The 4999-nt window shown below is 49.5% G+C and carries 5 protein-coding genes, 4 tRNA genes and 1 rRNA gene; 2 read left to right on the forward strand and 8 right to left on the reverse strand.

Features of this window, described 5'->3' with window-relative positions:
* The 5 genes from AAIG26_RS23600 to AAIG26_RS23620 all read right to left on the reverse strand — a co-directional run.
* A partial coding sequence (locus tag AAIG26_RS23600; protein WP_004208042.1) for a GTP-binding protein occupies nt 1–152 on the reverse strand: 152 nt, incomplete at its 3' end.
* A gap of 113 nt (nt 153–265) precedes the next feature.
* Nucleotides 266–341: transfer RNA gene (locus AAIG26_RS23605), tRNA-Thr, on the reverse strand.
* Nucleotides 342–347: 6 nt separating this feature from the next.
* Nucleotides 348–422 (reverse strand) — tRNA-Gly (locus AAIG26_RS23610).
* 112 nt (nt 423–534) lie between these two features.
* Nucleotides 535–619 (reverse strand) — tRNA-Tyr (locus AAIG26_RS23615).
* Nucleotides 620–627: 8 nt separating this feature from the next.
* Nucleotides 628–703, reverse strand: a tRNA-Thr gene (locus tag AAIG26_RS23620).
* A gap of 333 nt (nt 704–1036) precedes the next feature.
* Here AAIG26_RS23620 and AAIG26_RS23625 point away from each other — a divergent pair.
* Together AAIG26_RS23625 and coaA are read left to right on the forward strand one after the other, a co-directional pair.
* A complete protein-coding gene (locus AAIG26_RS23625; protein ID WP_343181613.1) occupies nt 1037–1585 on the forward strand; it encodes a GNAT family N-acetyltransferase in 549 nt (182 codons plus the stop codon).
* Nucleotides 1586–1788: 203 nt separating this feature from the next.
* The gene (coaA, locus tag AAIG26_RS23630; protein WP_017460033.1) at nt 1789–2739 is read left to right on the forward strand and encodes a type I pantothenate kinase; all 951 of its coding nucleotides are present in this window, start codon (nt 1789–1791) and stop codon (nt 2737–2739) included.
* Nucleotides 2740–2771: 32 nt separating this feature from the next.
* On the opposite strand, the gene birA is transcribed toward coaA, so the two are convergent.
* The 3 genes from birA to rrf form a co-directional block, all read right to left on the reverse strand.
* Nucleotides 2772–3734 (reverse strand): bifunctional biotin--[acetyl-CoA-carboxylase] ligase/biotin operon repressor BirA, encoded by a 963-nt coding sequence (gene birA, locus AAIG26_RS23635; RefSeq protein WP_343181615.1) that lies wholly within the window; start codon nt 3732–3734, stop codon nt 2772–2774.
* Nucleotides 3731–4759 carry a UDP-N-acetylmuramate dehydrogenase gene (gene murB / locus AAIG26_RS23640; RefSeq protein ID WP_343181617.1) on the reverse strand — a complete coding sequence of 343 codons (1029 nt, stop codon included), beginning with the start codon at nt 4757–4759 and terminating at the stop codon, nt 3731–3733. The genes birA and murB overlap by 4 nt, the downstream gene beginning before the upstream one ends.
* A gap of 124 nt (nt 4760–4883) precedes the next feature.
* A 5S ribosomal RNA gene (rrf, locus tag AAIG26_RS23645) occupies nt 4884–4999 on the reverse strand.

Below are 4999 nucleotides of genomic sequence, written 5' to 3' on the forward strand. Positions count from 1 at the left end.
TCGATCTGGTCGAATGCGCGAGCAGAACCACCGTAGGTTTTAGCCAGAACGGTAGTGATTGCAGCAGTCAGCGTTGTTTTACCATGGTCAACGTGGCCGATAGTACCGACGTTAACGTGCGGTTTTGTACGTTCAAACTTTTCTTTAGACATCGATTGTCCCTCTAAGACACGGATAAATCGGTGATATCACCACATCAACCAGGCAACATGCCCGACTCGTTGAATGCTAATAACAGAAGAGAAACCAGGGAGGAGAAGTGAAGTGGTGCTGATACCCAGAGTCGAACTGGGGACCTCACCCTTACCAAGGGTGCGCTCTACCAACTGAGCCATATCAGCACGTCTTGGAGCGGGCAGCGGGAATCGAACCCGCATCATCAGCTTGGAAGGCTGAGGTAATAGCCATTATACGATGCCCGCATCCTGAAACTCGGCTACCCAGTACTTTCTGTATTATCGGGAGAAGACACTCTCCCAAAGAGCTGATTCACTACTGACACCAACTCAGGTTACGTTTTAGCGTAACCGAAAATGGTGGTGGGGGAAGGATTCGAACCTTCGAAGTCTGTGACGGCAGATTTACAGTCTGCTCCCTTTGGCCGCTCGGGAACCCCACCGGACTTGATGGTGCCGACTACCGGAATCGAACTGGTGACCTACTGATTACAAGTCAGTTGCTCTACCTACTGAGCTAAGTCGGCATCAAGTAGCGCGCATTCTAGGGAGACAGAGGGATTGATGCAACTAAAAAATTGCACAAAACGTTCTATCGCTCACATTTTGCGCGACAAGCTGAAGAAATGCTGTAATTTCATGCAACACCGTGGAAAAAACCACCATTTTTCACGATTCATTCCCATCTATTCTCTCGCCACCCTTCTCTGCTCAATACCGGACAGACCTTTGCCAGTGCAGTTGCGTTATCGTGGTGCAAATCAAAACTCGCTCAACGCCGATTCCTCAGCGCTAGTGTGAGATCGTGAAGTGGATCACTAATTGCATCTCCGCTATCACACCCCAGCGGAGGCGTCATCATGAAGATTGTTTTGTTAAATGCAGCCACCTTGCCGGTCTATTGCCCGGAACTTGCTCAATTGCTACTGGACGCATTGCACAGCGGCGCATCCGTGGGGTATCAACGTTCGATCAGCCAACAGGAAGCTGAAAGTAGCTTTTACCGTTTACGCAGTGAACTGGAAAAAGGCGAACGACTCATCTGGATTGCGCGGGATGAACAGGGCGTTTCGGGCAGCGTCAGTTTACAACTCAACATGCAACCTGAAGCCCTTAACCGGGGAAATATCAAACTTCTGCTGGTACATCGCCGGGCCCGCCGCACAGGTGTTGGCAAGAGACTCATTGCTGAACTTGAGAGAGTAGCATGTGCTCGCCAGCGCGGTTTGCTATCGCTTGAAGTGCTGGCGGGTTCTGCCGGAGAAGCGTTCTATCGCTCACAGGGATACCGCTGCCTTGGTAAAGTGCCAGATTTTCTCTGCTCTGCAGATGGTTATTACCACCCGGCAGCCATTTATTTTAAACGCTTATTTGCTGTAAATCAGATGGTTCGTTCTATTGCCAGCTAAAGTGAAGCGCGTGATGCTTTCTACTGAAAGCATCACCTCAACGCGATTTTTCATATTATTCCCTGTCATCTGGTGTTAACCTCCTGCCCATTGATCCCACTTATTTCAATAACGTCGTGCCATAGCATTATCTATAGAGTCTCTCTCTTACTGCGCGCAGGAAGCCAACGCAGCGAGTGATAATGGCAGGCTAATAAAAGCTTATGAGTAAAAAAGAGCAAACGTTAATGACGCCTTACTTACAGTTTAATCGCAGCCAGTGGGCTGCGCTTCGCGACTCTGTCCCTATGACCTTAACCGAAGGCGAGATCGCGAGATTAAAAGGCATTAATGAAGACCTTTCTTTGGAAGAAGTTGCGGAAATATATCTTCCACTTTCCCGTTTACTCAATTTCTACATCAGTTCGAACTTACGCCGTCAGGCCGTTCTTGAACAATTTCTCGGCACTAACGGGCAGCGTATTCCTTATATCATCAGCATTGCGGGTAGCGTTGCCGTGGGCAAAAGCACCACCGCCCGCGTCTTGCAGGCACTGCTGAGCCGCTGGCCAGAGCATCGCCGTGTAGAACTCATTACGACCGATGGTTTTTTGCACCCAAACCAGGTGCTGAAAGACCGCGGCTTGATGAAGAAAAAAGGGTTTCCGCAATCTTATGATATGCACCGCCTTGTGCAGTTTGTTTCAGATATTAAATCGGGTGTGACTAACATCACCGCGCCGGTTTATTCACATCTTATTTATGATGTGATCCCCGATGGGGATAAAACGATCTCGCAACCGGATATTTTAATTCTCGAAGGGTTAAATGTTTTACAAAGCGGGATGGATTATCCACACGATCCACATCATGTGTTTGTTTCCGACTTTGTTGATTTCTCGATTTATGTGGATGCGCCAGAAGATCTCTTGCAAACCTGGTATATCAACCGTTTCCTGAAGTTCCGCGAAGGGGCATTCACCAATCCGGACTCTTATTTCCACAACTATGCCAAATTATCGGAAGCCGAAGCGATTGAGATTGCTATGTCATTGTGGAAAGAAATTAATGGCCTAAATCTTAAAGAAAACATCCTGCCAACCCGCGAGCGCGCAAGCCTGATAATGACAAAAAGCGCCAACCATGCCGTGGAACAAGTCCGACTACGCAAATAAATAAAAAAGGGAGCATGAATGCTCCCTTTTTATTATTCCGCGCTACGAAGCGATATTTCTCCACCCACCCAGGGTTTAATAACACCGTCCTGCTCAAGTAGCAAAGCACCTTGTGAATCAATCCCGCGGGAAATGCCAAAGATCTCTTTTTCACCAATAATCAACTTTACAGGACGATTAATGAAATTATCCAACGCTTCCCAGCGAGAGAGGAAAGGCGTTAACCCCTCTTGTTCAAAGTGCTGTAAGGCAGTGCGAAGTTCAATGATCAAGCGTGACGCCAGTTGGTTGCGATCAATGCACACACCAGCCTCCTGCAGATTAATCCAGCTCTGACTGATATCTTCTGCCTGTGTTTTTCGCATTACAAGATTGACGCCAGCGCCAATAACAATTTGTGCCGCATCGCCGGTTTTCCCCGTTAATTCGACGAGGATCCCCGCGAGTTTACGATCCTGTAGATAAAGATCATTTGGCCATTTGACGCGAACTTGCTCAGCGCCTAAATCGCGCAACACCTCGGCCATAACGATCCCAATGACCAGGCTCAGACCAATTGCAGCCGCCGGCCCCTGCTCAAGCCGCCAGTACATGGAAATATAGAGGTTGGCACCAAACGGAGATACCCATTTGCGCCCACGCCGCCCACGACCAGCCTGTTGATATTCGGCAACACAGGCGTCACCGGAGCGTAAGTCACTTAAGCGATCCAACAGGTACTGGTTGGTTGAATCGATCACAGGTAGCACCGCAACAGAACCCTGCGCGACCTGGCTACTGATGAAGGCTTCATCCAGTAGTTGAATAGGTTCTGGCAAGCTATAGCCTTTTCCCGGCACGGTGAAAACATCTATACCCCAGTCACGTAGCGTCTGGATATGTTTGTTGATAGCAGCACGGCTCATGCCTAAACGCTCACCAAGCTGCTCACCAGAATGGAATTCGCCATCCGCCAGAATCGAAATCAGCGTTAATGGAACGGTATTGTCTTTCACGCAATAGCCTCCACCGCATTCACCTCGCCAGAAGCTCCTATAAAGCGCACTTCCGGTTCCAGCCAGATATCAAATTTATCGCCTACACTCTGCCGAACAAAATGTGCAAGACGCACCACATCTTCGCTCGTTGCGTGCCCGGTGTTAATCAACACTAAAGCTTGTAAGTGATGGACCGCAGCGCCCCCTAATGAGGTTCCTTTCAACTGGCATTGATCGATCAACCAGCCTGCGGCCAGCTTCACTGAACCATCTTCCTGTGGGTAATGCGGAGCATGAGGAAAATGAGCAAGCAGTATGCGAGCTTGCTCAGCCGTGATCACCGGGTTTTTGAAGAAGCTGCCCGCATTCCCGTTCACTTTAGGATCCGGCAACTTGCTGGTACGCATCTGGCAAACGGAATCGAAAACTTGTTGAGGCGTTACAGTCGCGGGATCCAGACGGGTTAAATCACCGTAGGTCAGTACAGGCTGCCAGGATTTTGCCAATCGCAGCCCAACAGCAGTAATCGCATAACGGTCATGATATTCATGCTTAAAGATGCTGTCACGGTAGCCAAAGCGGCAGTCCTCTGCAGATAAACGCTGCGACTTACCGCTACTGAGTTCCATGCAATCTACATAACTGCAGACACGTTGTAACTCAACGCCATAGGCACCAATGTTCTGGATAGGAGAGGAGCCCACACAGCCTGGAATTAACGCCAGATTTTCCAGCCCCGGCATGCCTTGCTCGAGTGTGCACCGTACAAGATTATGCCAGTTCTCTCCCGCACCGACATGCAAAAGCCATGCGTCCGCCTCTTCGTGAACGTCAATTCCTTTAATACGATTGATAATGACCGTGCCGACAAAATCTTCCAGAAACAATACGTTGCTTCCTTCGCCGAGGATCAATACGGGTTGCTGGCTTTGTACTGCAGACTGCAACGCATTGAGCAGTTGCTGCGTACTTTCGACACAAACAATTTGGTGAGCCTGGCGATCAATACCAAAGGTATTCCAGGGCTTAAGGGAGAGATTCATTAGCGCTATCCTGATGCAAAAACACGGCTAGTTTACCGCATCCGCAGGATGAGCGCTTGTGCTGTTTCGCAGCGTAAATACGCAAAAAGGCCATCCGTCAGGATGGCCTCTTCACTTGTTTGATGCCTGGCAGTTCCCTACTCTCGCATGGGGAGACCCCACACTACCATCGGCGCTACGGCGTTTCACTTCTGAGTTCGGCATGGGGTCAGGTGGGACCACCGCGCTACTGCCGCCAGG

Origin of the sequence: Kosakonia sp. PSU_27 (assembly GCF_039409795.1) — a bacterium.
Taxonomy (GTDB): domain Bacteria; phylum Pseudomonadota; class Gammaproteobacteria; order Enterobacterales; family Enterobacteriaceae; genus Kosakonia.